Raw genomic sequence first — 15,608 nt, forward strand, 5'->3', positions numbered from 1 at the left:
CTTGCAGAACGTAGGGCGAAGGAGGATTACTTCTTCGTCTTTTTCTTACCCTTCTTCTTTTTGTCTTTCTTGGACTGATTTTTTTTCTTGCCGTCCTTCTTGGACTGATCTTTTTTCTTACCGTCCTTCTTGGACTTTTTGTCCTTCTTGGCCTTGGCCTTCACCTTGTCCTTGGCCTTTGAGATCGCGGCCTCCATTTCTTGCAGCTTTTTGGCGGCCTTTTCGGCCTTGGCCTTGGCTTTCGCCTTCTTGCGCGCCTTGGCTTCCGCGGCGGCTTTTTCCTCGGCAGCTTTGCGCGCGGCCTCTTCGGCACGTTTCTCGGCAGCGGCGGCTGCAACGGTTTTCCGGGCGGCGGGCCTGCGCGTCACAGGTTTGCGCGCGGGCGCACGTCTGGCAGTCTTGGCCGCAGTTGGCTTTTTGGCTGCAGGTTTTGCCGCAGCCGCTTTCGCCGCGGGCTTGGTTGCAATCGCCTCTTTCGCCGCGGCGATCAACAGAGGCGCGCTAGAGGCACCAATTCGTGGAACCTTGACCAGGTCGGCAGGGTTGGCTTTGGCAAGGGCTTCTGCGGTTTTGTACCCATTGGCGATCAGCGCCTGCCCAAGCGCCTTTCCTACACCCTTAACGTCGGTCACTGCGGTCATTACTAAGCCTTCCTTTCTCTCCCTACATTTTCAATTGAATGCACACTGGGCACAGACGCCTGCTAATCGGCGAGCAGTTTCGGCGACGTCTTTGCGTCAACTGCCGTGAGCCAGAGTGCCGGTTCTATCCTCTTTGGGGAATGGCACGAGACGCTTGGCATCTTCGTCCCAGAGTTTCAAATTCAGCGCCGCCACCGCCTCGGGGAACTTGATCCGACGCGGGGTGAATTCAGGCGGCAGGTTATAGTGGCACGCCCGCAGCCGATAGGATGGAATACGGGCGTTGAAATGGTGGATGTCGTGCAGCGTGATACACGCCACCGCATTGTCGAACCACCAACCAAAATCCAAAGCAGAAGACCCCTGCAAGGCTGCCAGTTGCGGATCAAGGTCCGGACGGCGGTCCCAATACGTATCTTCGAAATTATGCTGCAGGTAGACCAGGAACACACCCAGCATCCCCCCCAGCAACGAGAACACCAGCCAGACCAGAATACCGGTCGTGCCCGCGATCAGATAAAGCAACCCCAGGAAGATCACGATCGACAGATTGTGCAGCAGAACTCCGGTCACACCAAACCGTACCGTGTTTTTGGGCCAGCGGTAGCGAATGAAGTAGGTGAAAAGCGCACCAACCGGAACCAGAATGAACGGGTTGCGGTAAAGCCGGTAGAACAATCGCTTCTTCCAGTCTGCAGCGTTCCATTCCCGCAGGGTCATGGTGTGGATTTCACCCGTTTCGCGGTGTTCCAAATTACCGATCCCCGAATGGTGCAGGTTGTGGTTCTGCTTCATCACTTCGAATGGCGCAAAGGTGAAGGGCGACAAACCGTGCCCGGCCCATTCATTCTGTTCGCGGGTCTCAAACAGGGAATGGTGGCCGCAATCATGTTGCAAAACGTAAAGACGCACAGCTGAAAAGGCAAAGACGATCCCGGCAGGGATCATGATGTACCAGCGGTCGACATAGATAATTGCCAGCGTCAGCGACGCGAAATAAACGGCGAAGGTCCCCAAATAGCTTAGCGCGGCCAGCCGATTGTCCTGTACCGCATATTGTCGCGTATATTCCCGCAAATTCATTCAGCCTGTCCCCACGTTTGGCCCAATTAATATCACCACGAAACTATTTGCGTTTTGCTTGTAATCAAGCAGCGCGCACAAAAAACAGATGCACACAGGCGAATGCTAGCCTGCGGCAGCGGGACTGTCACGCCTTTCAGCCGAAAGTGCTGAAAATTGGCGCAGTTACGCGCGACCCTTGAGATGTTTGGCCAGAGCGCCCGCGTTTTTCTTGCGTCGCCCCTTATAGGGATTTTTGTCACCCTGCCCACGCAATGTCAGGCGGATAGGCGACCCGGGCATATCGAAATCCTCGCGCAGGCCATTCACCAAATAGCGGGTGTAGCTGTCTGGCATCTTGTCGGGATGTGAACACATCACCACAAATCCAGGGGGACGGGTCTTGGCCTGAGTCATATAGCGCAGCTTGATCCGGCGGCCCTGCGGGGCTGGCGGCGGGTGCTGCTCCAGCATGGCCGTCAGCCAGCGGTTCAGTGCTGCTGTGGGTACACGACGGTTCCAAACGTCATGCGCACGCAGGATGGCAGCGCGCAGACGTTCCAGCCCCCGACCAGTCTTGGCAGATACGGTGATCAGCGGTGCGCCACGCAATTGCGGCAACAGACGATCAAAGGAGTCTTTCAGATCGCGCAGCTTTTCCTGCTTGTTCTCTTCGATATCCCATTTGTTAACTGCGACAACGACGGCGCGGCCTTCGCGCTCGGCCAGATCAGCAATGCGCAGGTCCTGCTGTTCAAACGGAATGGCTGCGTCCAACAACACCACCACGACCTCGGCAAATTTTACGGCGCGCAGACCGTCGGACACCGAAAGCTTTTCCAGCTTTTCCTGCACCTTAGCCTTCTTGCGCATGCCCGCCGTGTCGAAAATCCGCATCGGGGTGCTGTCGCCATCAGGATCGGCCCAGTCAATCCGCAGGCTGATCGCATCGCGGGTGATACCAGCCTCGGGGCCGGTCAACAGGCGGTCTTCGCCGATGATCTTGTTGATCAGTGTGGACTTACCGGCATTTGGCCGCCCGACTACCGCAACCTGCAGCGGCTTGGCGGCTGTGATCAGCGGCGCCTCGCCCTCGCCGTCTTCGTCCAGTTCGATATCGGTTTGCGGAGCATCATCCTCGGCCTGCTCAGCCGCGGCATCTGCCAGCGGCATGAGTTGCGCATAAAGGTCTGTCATCCCCTCGCCATGTTCACCCGACAGGCGCACGGGCTCACCCAGACCCAGATTATACGCCTCAAGCACACCCGCATCGGCCGCGCTTCCTTCGGCCTTGTTGGCGGCAAGGATCACATGTTTCGAGCGTTTGCGCAGGATCTCGGCGAACATCTCGTCCGTTGGGGTTAACCCCACCCGCGCGTCGATCATGAACAGGCAGACATCGGCCATATCCACCGCGCGTTCGGTCAGCCGTCGCATCCGTCCCTGTAGGCTGTCATCGGTCGCGTCCTCAAGACCCGCTGTGTCGATTACGGTAAAGCGCAGATCGCCCAGACGCCCTTCGCCCTCGCGCAGGTCGCGCGTCACGCCGGGCTGGTCGTCGACCAAGGCCAAGCGTTTGCCCACAAGGCGGTTGAACAGAGTGGATTTGCCCACATTCGGGCGCCCCACGATGGCGAGGGTTAGCGACATGATACTCAACTTTCAAGACTCAGACGCGCCCTTTAGCGCATCTTGCGATCAACGGAAAGCGTGTAGATCACCTTTGGTCGAAACGACATACAACGTCTGCCCGGCCACTACCGGGGCCGTGGTGGCGCCGCCGGGAACTTCGACGCTGTTGACCAGCGTGCCGTCGACCGGGTTAAAGAACCGCAGGAAACCGTCATTCGACGCGACAACGATGCGCCCACCGGCCAGGATCGGGCCATAGTGCGCAACGATTGGACCACGGCGTTTGGGCTTGTCCTTGACAAAACCGGGCAAATCCTGCGCCCAGATGATCGAACCGTCTGCTCTGTTCAGCCGGACCAACTGACTGCGGTCACTGATCAGAAACAGGCTATCACCAGCAGGCCATGCCGTATCCACAGCCCCCTCATCCGCCGTCCAGATCCGCTCGCCCGAGGTGGCGTTAAATGCCACGGTGCGGCCCGAGTGATTGCCGATATAGATCGTATCGCCTACTACCATGGGTCCACCGGTCACATCCACGATCTGTGCGGCCGCACGCCCCCGACGCCCGCCCGCGACCGAAGCGTTCCAGCGCCCGATACCACCCTTGCGGAAAGACGCGGAAATATCACCCGAACCAAAGGCAAAGACGGCAAACTCCTGTGCAATCACAGGGGCCGGAGCCCCCAGAACATTGCCCACGCTTGGCGTACCCTGAACTTGCCACGCGATGCGACCGTCCTTGGTGTTCACGGCCCAGCCGGTTTCATCACCTGCTACCAGATACAACAAACCATCATTGACCAAAGGTGCGCCGTTTCCTGGGGCATTCAGGCGTTTTTGCCATTTGATCGCCCCAGTTTTCGCATCCAACGCCGTCAGACGCCCAAACCCGGACGACACGTAAAGCACACCATTGGCATAGGCCAATCCGCCGCCGGTCGCGTCCGCGTCGCCATCATTGACCGGGATAAGATTCTTGCTCCAGGCCACCTGTCCCTGCGGTGTAACCGCGGAAACGGTCGCGCCTGCATCCAGCGTATAAATCAGGCCACCGGCCACAACAGGTTCTGCGGTGATGCGACGCTTGCGTGAATCCCCATCCCCGATCGAGGTCGACCACACACGCTGAGGCGTCGCGCGCAGTGCCGCGTTGCCGGTGCGAAATGCGGGCGTCCCGGCGCTTTGCGACCAATTGGCGTTGGCTTTTTGCGCAGGCAGGCTGATCGGTTTCGAACCCTGGGTTACCAAAGTCACGTTGTCAGAGGTGGGCCGAATGTCTTCACGGGCACCTGGCAGGATGACCTCGGGTTCCTCACATGCGGCAAGAACACTCAGCGATAGGGCCGCAGCCGTCAATCCAATGCGGGAGAAAAGACTTGTCACCATGATACTCCGAACTCGCCTGTCATTCTAATTGCCGCCGGTTCAGCCCTGCTGGGCCACCAGTGGTTCCGGTTCGCCGCCAAGCGCGACAATCAGTTGCGCGGCGCGTTGCTGAAGGTCTACGCTAATCTCGGCGTCCTGCCGCATCGCCTGTAGACGCTCGATTGCTGCGTCCGCATTCCCCTCGGCGACATCAATCAGTGCCAGTTGTTCTTCGGCCAACAAGCGCAGCGGTGCGCCCGGCGCAGACAGCGCCTCGAACTGCTGACGGCGATCCGCCACGGGCAAAGTGTCACTTTGCAGCAGCAGCGCCTTGAATGTAGCAATCGCACGATAAATTTCCGGCAGATCACCCTGAACAGCGATGGCGTTCAGGCTGTCCACAGCCTCTTGCCGCGACCCGGCCTCAACCTGCGACGAAGACAACAACATGTTCAGAACCGCATCACCGCCGGGTGTTACCGCATCAATGCTGGCCAGGCTGCTTGCACGTTCGGCCGAGTCATTCTGCGCGAGCGCGCTGAGAATCTCGTCACCCAGCTTTTCAGCCTGACCGGTGGTACGGGCCTTGCGAACCTCGTTAAACGCGGCCCCGCCAACGATGAGAACCACGGCCAGAACGCCGATCCAACCCCAACGACGCAGCAGCAGATACAGGCGATCACGGCGAACCTCTTCGGTCACCTCATCAATAAAACTGTCGACGTCGCTCATCCCTGCTCCCTGGGCTGTCACATTTTCTATGGCGCCATGTCATACCCCGGCGACCTTGCCAAGCCAAGGGCCGGAATTCGCACATTTTCGCGGCGTCACGCTGCCCTTGCGAAAAAAAGTGAACCGAACTATTCAGTTTAGTGTAGAAAACGCGCGTGCCTGCCCCCATTTTTAAACATGCACGCCGAAGGACAATCGGCAAAGAATTTTAAGAGAGGCCCCGTATGCGATTGATTTCATTCGTGAATGCGATTCTGGTGATTGCCGCGTTATTCCTTTTGGTCTTTGAACGCGACGCATTGTTTGCATTTGCCGGTCGCGGCGACTCTGAAACAGATACGTCATCCAAAGTAGAATCTGTATCCGATCCCCAGACGGCGCAGAATGCAATCGGTGTGGTCGTCTTGCGCTCGTCCGCACGGGAAATTGACAGCGCCGTGTTGTTGCGCGGCCAGACCAGAGCCAATCGCCAGGTCGAAGTTCTGGCCGAAACAACGTCGACCGTGATTTCGGAACCCAAGCGCAAGGGTGCGTTCGTCGAAGCGGGCGACCTGCTGTGCGAGCTTGACCCAGGCACCCGCCCCGCCAGCCTGGCCGAGGCTATGGCCGCCAAACTTGAAGCCGAAAGCCGCATCCCCGAGGCCGAAGCTCGCCTGGAAGAGGCGCATGCCCTGGTTGCTGAGGCGCAAATCAACCTGACGGCCGCACAGAAACTGTCGGAAACCGGGTTCGGGTCGGAAACGCGACGGATTTCCAGCGAAGCCGCGATGCGCTCTGCCGAAGCGGGCGTCAAAACCGCCGAGGCCGGACTAGAGGCCACCCGCGCCGGGATCGAAGCCGCCACTGCCGAGGTTAAAGCCGCCCAGCGCGAGATTGACCGTCAGACCATCGAAGCCCCATTCAAGGGCCTGCTGGAAAGCGATACCGCCGAACTGGGCAGCCTGATGCAGCCCGGATCGCTGTGTGCGACCGTGATTCAATTGAACCCGATCAAGCTGGTGGGGTTCGTGCCCGAAACGGATGTAAACAAGATCATCGTCGGTTCGGAAGCATCGGCGCGCCTGATCACGGGTCTTGAGGTCAAAGGCCGCGTGACTTTTCTGAGCAGGTCGGCGGATGAAACGACCCGCACCTTCGAAGTTGAAATCACCGTTCCAAACCCGGAACTGGCCATTCGCGATGGTCAGACGGCCAATATCCGTATAGCCGCCGACGGGGCAAAGGCCCATCTGCTGCCGCAATCCGCCCTGACCTTGAACAACGAAGGGCAGATCGGTGTGCGCACGGTCGGCGCTGACCAGATCGTGGAATTCATGCCGATTCTGCTATTGCGCGACACCGCAGAAGGCGTCTGGGTTGATGGGCTACCGGAAACCTCTGATGTCATTGTGATCGGCCAGGAATTCGTGACGCAAGGCGTTAAGGTCGAACCAACCTACCAGGAAGCTGCACAATGACAGGATTGGTTGCATGGGCCGCCCACAGGGCCCGTATGGTGTTGGCCTTCATCGCGATCTCGCTGATTGTCGGCGGGTTTGCATATGTCAGCCTGCCCAAAGAGGGTGAACCGGATATCGAAATCCCGGCGCTTTTCGTCTCGGTCCAATTTCCCGGCATTTCCGCCGAGGATTCTGAGAACCTTCTGATCAAGCCGATGGAGACCGAACTGGCAGATCTGGACGGTCTCAAGGAAATGACCGCCACTGCTGCCGAAGGGTATGCCGGTATCGCGCTGGAGTTCGAATTCGGCTGGGATAAGACCGCGATCATGGCGGATGTACGCGACGCGATGAACAGCGCTCAGGCCGATTTCCCTGAAGGGGCTGAGCAGTATTCGCTTTTCGAGATTAACTTTTCGGAATTCCCTATCGTCATCGTCAACCTAACTGGCGCAGTCCCCGAGCGAACAATGGCGCGTATCGCCAAAGACTTGCAGGACGATCTTGAATCATTGGATTCAGTGCTTGAAGCCGGGATTGCGGGCAACCGAGACGAATTGCTCGAGGTGATTATCGATCCGCTCCGGCTAGAGGCTTACAACGTCTCGGCCGACGAATTGATCACAGTTGTACAAAACAACAACCAACTGATCGCTGCTGGTGAGGTGGATTCAGCACAAGGCACTTTCTCGGTCAAAATCCCGTCTTCATTCAAAACCGCTGAAGATGTCTACAGCCTACCCGTCAAGGTCAATGGCGACCGCGTGGTGACGATGGGTGAGCTTGCGCAGATCAACTATACTTTCGAAGACCGCGAAGGCACCGCGCGGTTTGACAACCAGTCCACGGTGGCCCTGCAGGTGGTCAAACGCAAAGGCTACAACCTGATCGACACAGTGGACGACGTCAAAGCGACTCTTGCAGCAGCACAAGAGAAATGGCCCGCCGAACTGCAGGCCGCCGTAGATGTTGGCACCTCGAACGACCAAAGCCGCATTGTCGATTCGATGGTGCGTCAGCTTGAAGGTTCGGTCCTAACCGCGATCGCGCTGGTGATGATCGTCGTTCTGGCCTCGCTGGGTACGCGCGCTGCGCTGTTGGTCGGGTTTGCAATCCCAACCTCGTTCCTGCTGAGCTTTGCTTTTCTTGCGGTCATGGGCGTCACCATCTCGAACATGGTGATGTTCGGGCTGATCCTTGCGGTGGGGATGCTGGTCGACGGTGCAATTGTTGTGGTTGAATACGCCGACAAGCGCATCAAAGAAGGCATCGGCCCGATGCACGCCTATGTCGAGGCGGCGCAGCGGATGTTCTGGCCCATCGTGTCCTCGACCGCGACGACACTGTGTGCCTTCCTGCCGATGCTGTTCTGGCCCGGCGTGCCCGGCGAATTCATGAAGATGCTGCCGATCACGTTGATCTTCGTTCTGTCCTCTTCGCTGATCGTGGCACTGATCTATCTGCCGGTCGTCGGCGGCGTATCCGGACGAATGAGCCGCACGTTCGATCGAACTTCGAAATGGCTGCGCAGTGTGGCCCCGTGGTGGGTTCGCGCAATTATGGTCCCCCCATCACTGTACATGATCTTCTTGGGCGCGATGCAGATGCTGAACCCTGACTATCTGCTGCCCGGGGGCGTGCTGTCGGGTGCCTTGCTGTTCGTCTTCGGTGGCTTTGCAGGGTCGGTGACCCTGAGTGCCGCCAAAATCGAGCGGCAAAAAGAAGAACGAGTCCACACAGCGCGTGAACACTCTGTGTTCGGCTACCTGGTCAAATTCCTGGTCGGCAACCCGATCATGCCTGTTGTCTCGCTGATGGTCGTGTTTGCATCTGTATTCTTTGTGGCCTTCATCTGGTACCCTAATGAATCCAAGGGCGTTGAGTTCTTTGTCGAAACCGAACCGGAACAGGCCACCGCCTATGTCCGGGCCCGGGGCAACCTGTCATTGCAGGAAAAAGACGCGATGGTGCTGGCCGCCGAAGAGGTGATCGGGGCACACCCAGCCGTAACCAACGTGTTCGCTTTTGCCGGTGAAGGCGGCCTGAACCAGAACAACGGCGGTGCCGAAGCTCCGGCGGATACCGTCGGTCGTGTGCAGTTCGAAATCACTCCGTGGGAGGACCGCCCAACGCTGACCGAACCCGCGTTTTTCGGTCTGTTCGATCGCGAAATCATCGCCCCGGAGTACGACGGTGATTTCGTTCTAGACGAGTTGAATGCAGAACTTGCCAAACTGCCTGGTTTCATCGTGGAAATCCTGCCGCTGGAACAGGGTCCGGCCTCAGCTAAACCTGTGCATCTGCGTATCAAAGGCGACGGTTGGGAGGAATTGACCACAGCGACCGAAGCCGCGCGGGCTGTGTTTGACGAAACGCCCGGTCTGATCAAGATCGAAGACACCATGCCCCTGCCCGGCATCGACTGGCAGATCGACGTGGACGTCGCCAAGGCCGGACGTTTCGGGGCTGATGTCGCCACGGTTGGAGCAATGGTACAGTTGGTCACCCGTGGCATTCTTCTCGGCGAGATGCGTCCGGACAACACCGATGAAGAAGTCGAGATTCGCGTGCGCCTGCCTGAACAGGACCGAGTTTTGTCCACATTGGATTCGCTCAAGGTCCGCACCCCTGACGGGCTAGTGCCGCTGTCTAACTTTGTCACCCGCCAACCGGTGGCCAAGCTGGCCGAGATCAACCGGATCGACCAGCAGCGTTACTATGACGTCAAAGCAGATGTCGAGCCGGGCCTGTCCAAGGTGGTAGTCGACGGCCCTGACGGAACCGAACAGAGACTGGCCGTTGTGCGTGCGGTCGAAGAAGGCGCGGACGCCAACGGGACAACCATCACCAGCTCCGATGGCACGGTATTTGAGCTGTTCCAACTAACCGGTGCCGAAACCGTCGAGGACCTGCGCACAGCTATTGCGGAAGAAGGGGCGCGGTTCGCGCTGGTCAACCCGAATGAACGGATCGCAGTGCTGACGGAATGGCTGAACACCAGCCCCTTCTCGAACACGATAGCCTGGGAGTGGACCGGCGATCAGGAGGATCAAGAGGAATCCGGGGCCTTCCTGCAAAGCGCTTTCCTGGGTGCTTTGGGCCTGATGTTCGTGATCCTGCTGGCGCAGTTCAACTCGTTCTACAACTCGGTACTGGTGCTGCTGGCGGTTGTTCTGTCGACCACCGGGGTTCTGATCGGAATGATCGTTATGGGGCAACCGTTCTCGATCATCATGACCGGCACTGGCATCGTGGCGCTGGCAGGGATCGTGGTGAACAACAACATCGTTTTGATCGACACCTATCAGGAATATAGCCGCTACATGCCCCGGATCGAAGCCATCATCCGCACGGCAGAGGCGCGTATCCGTCCGGTTCTGCTGACCACATTGACCACGATGGCTGGTCTGACACCCATGATGTTCGGCCTGTCGCTGGACTTCATCAATGGTGGTTATTCGATCAACAGCCCCACCGCGTTGTGGTGGAAGCAGCTGGCAACGGCGGTGGTCTTCGGATTGGGCATTGCGACGGTTCTGACGCTGATCGTGACGCCTTCACTGTTGGCGTTGCGCGTTTGGGTTTCAACCTACACGATATGGCTGGGCCGGGCACTGGCGCGCGCGACATCCGGTCGATCCAGCCAATTGGCGCAGGATATGGCGATTGGCAAAGCCGTCCGTCAGGCACAAGCGACCGAGGTGGTCTGGGGCGACGAAACGCCCCCTGCGTCCAAAGATGCCCAAGCGCCCGAACATCCGCCGGGATCACCCCTAAAAGCGGCAGAATAAAAGAATGGCGAGCCCAACGGTTCGCCATTTTTCGTTTCAGACAGGCTTAGTCAGTAAAGACGTATTCACCCAGATCGCACAGGTCTACGCCGTAATCCTCGGCGCTGGACCCGTCGGAAAACGCGCCGCGAATATCATAGACGCAGGTGGTCAGACCGTCAGCAATCAACACGTCTGCTTCGTATCCCGGCGCGATGTAATCGCCTTGCAGCAAGTTTGCTTCCCATTTACTGGACGCACTTGCCGAGACATTGAATTCGACCAGATCGACGCTGCTTTCATTACCCAGCAAAAATACCAGATCCTCGGCGGAGGCGGTCGACGCAAACAGCGACGCCAGAACGATCGGCGCAGCAAAGAACTTCTTCATTAGTGTTTCCCTGATTTATTGCCCAACACCACTCGGTTGGTACTGCCGTCATAACGGAGCAATATCATCGGTCAATCGGCAATCACCCACAGTCAGAGTGCTGGTCGTAGCGCAAGACTTAGTTGCAACAAATCTTGTCAGAAGGAGCGGGTCACTTGGACAGACGTGTCCATTTCTGGTGCCCGCACACAACATGCTCGCATCCGCGCACGGTCAAGGTGTCACCGCTCAGCGTCATTTGCGGCACCACATCCACATTGACCATGGGAATCCAGAAATCACCGCCGCCATATTTACCGCCCCCTTCGCTGGCCACATCCCAGAATAGCTTTTTGCCGATGTTGGGGGTCTGCACCTCTTTCCCAGATTTGTCATAGGCCGATTGAATCTGACCACAGAACTTGTCTCCGCAGGCAGATATCTGGATATGCGAAATCAAGTTCTTGCGATCCGGTTCGGTTTTCCAGACACCGACAATGGGATCAGCCGCCGCCATCACTGGCATCAGCACGGCAATAACGACCGGAACAACAGAGGTTCTTTTCAATCTGCGCATCAAAACAACTCCTCCAAAAACCCATTCAGTATATCACATAGTCCAGTCGGAGGCCGGTTTCGGTTCAGGCAGCCTGCGCATCCGATTGCTGACGGCTCCACAGTTGCGCATAACGACCCTCGCGTTGCAGAAGCTCATCATGGGTGCCCTGCTCCAATATCTCGCCTTGCTCCAAAACAACGATACGGTCGGCCTCGGCGATGGTGCTGAGACGATGCGCGATGGTCAGAACCGTACGCCCCTCTCCGGCCCGCGCCAAAGCATCCTTGATGTCCTGCTCGGTGTCCGTATCCAGTGCCGAGGTCGCCTCGTCCAGCAGCAGGATAGGCGGGTTCTTCAACAGCGTGCGCGCAATGCCGACACGCTGTTTTTCACCACCTGACAGCTTGAGGCCACGTTCACCGACCTTGGTGTCATACCCTTCGGGCAGAGTTACAATGAATTCGTGAATCTGGGCTGCCTTGGCTGCGGCTTCGACCTCTTCCTGAGTGGCGCCATCGCGGCCGTAGGCGATGTTGTAACGGATCGTATCGTTGAACAGCACCGTATCCTGTGGCACCACGCCGATGGCGGCATGCAGACTGTTCAGGGTCACGTCGCGCACATCCTGCCCGTCGATCCTCAAAGCTCCGCCGGTCACGTCATAGAATCGGAACAGCAGCCGTCCGATGGTGGATTTGCCCGAGCCGGTAGCCCCGACGATAGCCACGGTCTGCCCCGCCGGAACGGTCAGTGAGATGCCCTTGAGGATTTCACGATCCGCATCATACCCAAACCGCACGTTGTCCAGCGTCACCTCGCCGCCATTGATCGCAAGGTTCGGCGCGCAGGGCTTGTCTGTTACCTCGGTAGGTTGTTCCAGCAGATCAAACATCTGCCCCATATCGACCAGCGATTGACGGATTTCACGATACACCGTGCCCAGAAAGTTCAACGGCACGGTGATCTGGATCATGTAGGCGTTGACCATGACAAAATCACCCACGGTCAGCGTACCATTCTGCACACCGATGGCGGCCAGAACCATCACGCCGATCAGTCCGCAGGTGATCAGAAAAGACTGCCCGAAATTCAGGAAGGCCAGCGAATAAGCCGTTTTCAGCGCCGCGCCAGCATAGGCTTTCATCGAGACATCATAGCGTTCAGCTTCGCGCTGTTCGGCGTTGAAATATTTGACGGTTTCAAAGTTTAGTAGACTATCGATGGCGCGCTGGTTGGCCTCAGTATCCTGATCGTTCATCTCGCGCCGCAATTTAACGCGCCACTCAGTCACCGCGAAGGTGAACCAGATATAAAGCGCAATGGTCACCGCGACGACGACCAGATACCAGACATCGAACAGCCACATCAGGATGATCGCGACCAGCAGCAATTCCAGGATCAGCGGTCCGATGGAAAACAACAGGAACCGTAGCAGGAATTCTACGCCCTTCACGCCGCGCTCGATGATCCGGCTGAGGCCGCCGGTTCGGCGCGTCACGTGATAGCGCATCGACAATTGATGAATGTGCCGGAAGGTTTCCAGCGCCAGCGCCCGCAAGGCCCGCTGCCCGACCGGGGCAAAAGCCGCATCGCGCAACTGCTGAAATCCCACGGTCATCATCCGTGCAACACCGTAGGCTACGGTTAATCCTACCGCACCCAGCGCCAGGGGCGGCACGCCCTCACCGGCTAGACCGTCGACCGCGCCCTTGTACAAAATTGGCGTGTAAACCGCGATTAGCTTGGCCAGAACCAACATTCCCATTGCCAACACAACACGGCGTTTGACCCAAGGTTCGTCCTCGGGCCAGAGGTATGGTGATACCTTGCGGATCGTTCGCCAACCTGAGCGGCGCTCGTTCGTTTCTGGCATATCGTCTGAATGCATCGGGGCTGATCGTCTCATCACGTTCCTGGTCTGCGGTCAGAGATAGCCCCCCGCCCCCGCAGGGGCCAGAGGCTAAAGCTTATTGGGGGATCGTGAAGATCTGCCCGGGATAGATCAGGTCCGGATCACGTATAGCAGCCCGGTTGGCCTCGAACAGCTTCACATAAAGAACACCGTCGCCAAACCGTTCGCGGGAAATGGCCCAGAGCGTGTCACCCTTCTGCACAGTGACCGACCGGATCGGCGGGGCATCCTCTGCTGCCTCAGGGTTATCCGTCGCCTCGGCGGCGCGCAGCACTTCGGTGGCCTCACGTTTGAATGGCGTTTCAATACGGCTAACGACGGTACCATCCGGTGCAATCTCGTCAGCGCGCAGGGTGTAGACGCCGGGGTCGACCCCGTCCAACTCGCTGCGCCATTTGCCGTCATCGGCCGGGGACAGATCATCGACCAGCCGGTTGTCCAAATACAGGCGCACAGCCGATCCATCCGGTACCCGGCCTGTCAGTTCAACCTCGCCAGCATCGGAATACCCAATGGTGTCGAGTGCGATCTGTTCCGGTTCCTGCGGTTGGCTTGTTGGACCTTGCACCAGTTCAACCCCGTCCTCCCCAGACCGCAGGATAGCGACATGTTGCTCCGGCGTGTCCTCAGCCGGAGCCTCGGCAACCTGTTCCGTTTGATCTTCGGACGACGACGCGTCAGTTTCAGCCGTGTCGGAAGAGGGCAAGTCAGTGGCAACCGTGTCGGTCGACGCCGCCTGATCCGTTTCGGTCGCCTGCGCCACTTCGGGTTCTTGCGTTGCATCCTCAGCCGTATCCGCGACAGAAACAGCGTCATCCGCAGCTTCAGGTTCGGGCAGTGCAGCAATCACGTAGTCGTCCGAGCGCACCGGTTGATCGCCCTGCGTCTCCAACGTCAAACCGCGCGCTGTATCGGCGAATGGAATCGAAACGAATTCGGCAAACTGACCGCTAGGATCGACCGTGAAACTATGCACCGCTTCTCCGTCCAGCAGCACATTGACCTCGGAACCCGGTTCGGCAGAACCTGACAGAACCGTATTGCCGTCCGATTCAACAAAAATTTGATCCAACAGCGGTTTCACAGGCGGCTCAGCTTGGGCTGTCTCTTCCTCAGCCGGTGTTTCAGGCACCGCCTCTTCGGCAGCAGGTGGGGTCGCAGCCTCGACGCTTTGCTCATCTTCTGCGGCAGGTGGCGTGGAACTTTCGGCAGGTTGCTCAGCGGGCTCAGCGCTGTCCTCCTGGGTCTGAACTGCGACTTCGACCTCTGGTGCCGGTTCTTCCGAGTCCCCCCCGACCATACCGGACCAGTACAATCCACCCGCTCCGATTAAAACTGCGATACCGGCGATCACCCCCCAGGTGAAGGTGCCAGAGCTTCCGCTTCCCGACTCGGCGTTCATTCTTTTCCTTTCACTCCGCAGCGCAAGTGCCGTGCCTTCAACACATTCTGCCCGGCGGTTGAGCCAATCTATCAATCCCGCTATCAGGGGTCAAAAGCCCAGGCACAACCCCGGAGAGTGTTCACGATGTCTCAGAAATCTGTTTGTGTGTATTGCGGGTCACGCAATGGCGCAAATTCCGCCTATTCCGAAGCCGCAAGGGCCTTTGGAACGATGCTGGCACAAGAAGGCTGGCGTTTGGTCTATGGCGCCGGGGATGTCGGCCTGATGGGCGAAGTTGCCCGTGCTGCGCAATCCGCTGGCGGCGACACATTCGGTGTGATCCCCGTTCACCTGCTGAAACGCGAGGTCGGCAAAACCGACCTGACCCGCTTTGTGGTCACCGAAACGATGCACGAGCGCAAGAAGGTCATGATCATGAATGCAGATGCTGTGGTCGTGCTTCCGGGCGGTCCGGGGTCGCTGGATGAGCTGTTCGAGGCGCTGACATGGCGGCAGCTGGGCCTGCATGACAAACCCATTCTGGTCATGAACGTGGATGGTTACTGGGACGCGCTGCACGAGCTGGTGCAGCGCGTCATCGGTCAGGGGTTCGCGGATGAGTCGTTGGCGGATTACATCACTTGGGTTGATGATCCGGCCTCGGCGATGTCGACACTGCGCGGATTCCTGACCTGACCGGTAGACGGACGGCTGAGACCACCCACCGGGGAATAAATCG

The 15,608-nt window shown here is 58.3% G+C and carries 12 protein-coding genes; 3 read left to right on the forward strand and 9 right to left on the reverse strand.

Annotation, left to right across the window (positions count from 1 at the left end; all coding sequences use genetic code 11):
• Positions 1-26: 26 nt before the first annotated feature.
• The 5 genes from ACR0B8_RS07230 to ACR0B8_RS07250 form a co-directional block, all read right to left on the reverse strand.
• Positions 27-641 carry a helix-hairpin-helix domain-containing protein gene (locus ACR0B8_RS07230; protein ID WP_170359074.1) on the reverse strand — a complete coding sequence of 205 codons (615 nt, stop codon included), beginning with the start codon at positions 639-641 and terminating at the stop codon, positions 27-29.
• A 96-nt stretch (positions 642-737) separates the two neighbouring features.
• Positions 738-1,724, reverse strand: coding sequence for a fatty acid desaturase (locus tag ACR0B8_RS07235; RefSeq protein WP_170359076.1), 987 nt, complete (start codon positions 1,722-1,724; stop codon positions 738-740).
• Positions 1,725-1,889: 165 nt separating this feature from the next.
• Positions 1,890-3,353, reverse strand: coding sequence for a ribosome biogenesis GTPase Der (gene der, locus ACR0B8_RS07240; RefSeq protein ID WP_170359077.1), 1,464 nt, complete (start codon positions 3,351-3,353; stop codon positions 1,890-1,892).
• Positions 3,354-3,401: 48 nt separating this feature from the next.
• Positions 3,402-4,724: a PQQ-like beta-propeller repeat protein gene (locus ACR0B8_RS07245; RefSeq protein WP_226688295.1), complete on the reverse strand. Its 1,323-nt coding sequence runs from the start codon at positions 4,722-4,724 to the stop codon at positions 3,402-3,404.
• Positions 4,725-4,763: 39 nt separating this feature from the next.
• Positions 4,764-5,435 (reverse strand): hypothetical protein, encoded by a 672-nt coding sequence (locus ACR0B8_RS07250; RefSeq protein WP_170359082.1) that lies wholly within the window; start codon positions 5,433-5,435, stop codon positions 4,764-4,766.
• A gap of 224 nt (positions 5,436-5,659) precedes the next feature.
• Between ACR0B8_RS07250 and ACR0B8_RS07255 the strand changes: the two genes are divergently transcribed.
• Together ACR0B8_RS07255 and ACR0B8_RS07260 are read left to right on the forward strand one after the other, a co-directional pair.
• On the forward strand, positions 5,660-6,892 hold the full coding sequence (locus ACR0B8_RS07255) for an efflux RND transporter periplasmic adaptor subunit (protein WP_170359084.1): 1,233 nt from the start codon (positions 5,660-5,662) through the stop codon (positions 6,890-6,892).
• Positions 6,889-10,665, forward strand: coding sequence for an efflux RND transporter permease subunit (locus ACR0B8_RS07260; protein WP_480658073.1), 3,777 nt, complete (start codon positions 6,889-6,891; stop codon positions 10,663-10,665). The genes ACR0B8_RS07255 and ACR0B8_RS07260 overlap by 4 nt, the downstream gene beginning before the upstream one ends.
• A gap of 46 nt (positions 10,666-10,711) precedes the next feature.
• On the opposite strand, the gene ACR0B8_RS07265 is transcribed toward ACR0B8_RS07260, so the two are convergent.
• The 4 genes from ACR0B8_RS07265 to ACR0B8_RS07280 form a co-directional block, all read right to left on the reverse strand.
• Positions 10,712-11,035 carry a hypothetical protein gene (locus ACR0B8_RS07265; protein ID WP_480658071.1) on the reverse strand — a complete coding sequence of 108 codons (324 nt, stop codon included), beginning with the start codon at positions 11,033-11,035 and terminating at the stop codon, positions 10,712-10,714.
• Between the two features lie 151 nt (positions 11,036-11,186).
• Positions 11,187-11,591 carry a DUF2147 domain-containing protein gene (locus ACR0B8_RS07270; protein ID WP_170359090.1) on the reverse strand — a complete coding sequence of 135 codons (405 nt, stop codon included), beginning with the start codon at positions 11,589-11,591 and terminating at the stop codon, positions 11,187-11,189.
• 64 nt (positions 11,592-11,655) lie between these two features.
• Complete coding sequence (locus ACR0B8_RS07275) at positions 11,656-13,461, reverse strand: ABCB family ABC transporter ATP-binding protein/permease (RefSeq protein WP_217356004.1); 1,806 nt, start codon at positions 13,459-13,461, stop codon at positions 11,656-11,658.
• 79 nt (positions 13,462-13,540) lie between these two features.
• Positions 13,541-14,887, reverse strand: coding sequence for a LysM peptidoglycan-binding domain-containing protein (locus tag ACR0B8_RS07280; protein ID WP_226688291.1), 1,347 nt, complete (start codon positions 14,885-14,887; stop codon positions 13,541-13,543).
• 126 nt (positions 14,888-15,013) lie between these two features.
• Between ACR0B8_RS07280 and ACR0B8_RS07285 the strand changes: the two genes are divergently transcribed.
• Complete coding sequence (locus ACR0B8_RS07285) at positions 15,014-15,565, forward strand: LOG family protein (protein ID WP_170359097.1); 552 nt, start codon at positions 15,014-15,016, stop codon at positions 15,563-15,565.
• Positions 15,566-15,608: the final 43 nt, after the last annotated feature.

The organism is Ruegeria sp. BH6 (assembly GCF_056538105.1).

What these genes read in the sequence shown, in the direction of transcription:
- ACR0B8_RS07230 (WP_170359074.1), bottom strand. Translation starts at nt 641, where the DNA reads ATGACCGCAGTGACCGACGTTAAGGGTGTAGGAAAGGCGCTTGGGCAG.
- ACR0B8_RS07235 (WP_170359076.1), bottom strand. Translation starts at nt 1,724, where the DNA reads ATGAATTTGCGGGAATATACGCGACAATATGCGGTACAGGACAATCGG.
- der (WP_170359077.1), bottom strand. Translation starts at nt 3,353, where the DNA reads ATGTCGCTAACCCTCGCCATCGTGGGGCGCCCGAATGTGGGCAAATCC.
- ACR0B8_RS07245 (WP_226688295.1), bottom strand. Translation starts at nt 4,724, where the DNA reads ATGGTGACAAGTCTTTTCTCCCGCATTGGATTGACGGCTGCGGCCCTA.
- ACR0B8_RS07250 (WP_170359082.1), bottom strand. Translation starts at nt 5,435, where the DNA reads ATGAGCGACGTCGACAGTTTTATTGATGAGGTGACCGAAGAGGTTCGC.
- ACR0B8_RS07255 (WP_170359084.1), top strand. Translation starts at nt 5,660, where the DNA reads ATGCGATTGATTTCATTCGTGAATGCGATTCTGGTGATTGCCGCGTTA.
- ACR0B8_RS07260 (WP_480658073.1), top strand. Translation starts at nt 6,889, where the DNA reads ATGACAGGATTGGTTGCATGGGCCGCCCACAGGGCCCGTATGGTGTTG.
- ACR0B8_RS07265 (WP_480658071.1), bottom strand. Translation starts at nt 11,035, where the DNA reads ATGAAGAAGTTCTTTGCTGCGCCGATCGTTCTGGCGTCGCTGTTTGCG.
- ACR0B8_RS07270 (WP_170359090.1), bottom strand. Translation starts at nt 11,591, where the DNA reads ATGCGCAGATTGAAAAGAACCTCTGTTGTTCCGGTCGTTATTGCCGTG.
- ACR0B8_RS07275 (WP_217356004.1), bottom strand. Translation starts at nt 13,461, where the DNA reads ATGCATTCAGACGATATGCCAGAAACGAACGAGCGCCGCTCAGGTTGG.
- ACR0B8_RS07280 (WP_226688291.1), bottom strand. Translation starts at nt 14,887, where the DNA reads ATGAACGCCGAGTCGGGAAGCGGAAGCTCTGGCACCTTCACCTGGGGG.
- ACR0B8_RS07285 (WP_170359097.1), top strand. Translation starts at nt 15,014, where the DNA reads ATGTCTCAGAAATCTGTTTGTGTGTATTGCGGGTCACGCAATGGCGCA.